The following is a 310-nucleotide window of genomic DNA, read 5'->3' as shown; positions in this document are numbered from 1 at the left end:
GGCCGAGGGCTTCCGCCGCGACGCCTTCGGCTACATCGCGGTGCTCCGCCTCCTGCCGCTGTTCCCGTTCTGGGTGACCAACCTCGCGCCCGCCGCCTTCGGGGTGAAGATGGGGGTCTTCGTGCTCGCGACGTTCCTGGGGCTGCTGCCGGGCGCGGTCGTGTACGCCACCACGGGCGCGGGCATCGAGGACGTGGTCGCCGCCCACGAGGCCGCCAGGGCCGCCTGCCTCGCGACGGGGTCGGGCGGCTGCGACCAGGCCCTGACCCTGCGCGCCCTGGTCACGCCCAAGATGGTTGCAGGTCTCGCG

General features: G+C 74.2%; 1 protein-coding gene. It reads left to right on the top strand.

The annotated features are described in order from the left end of the window. A partial coding sequence (locus ACLBX8_RS31870; RefSeq protein ID WP_447716433.1) for a VTT domain-containing protein occupies positions 1-310 on the top strand: 310 nt, incomplete at both ends.

The organism is Methylobacterium sp. D48H, assembly GCF_053345715.1.
This window is presented reverse-complemented; position numbering and strand designations above follow the sequence as displayed.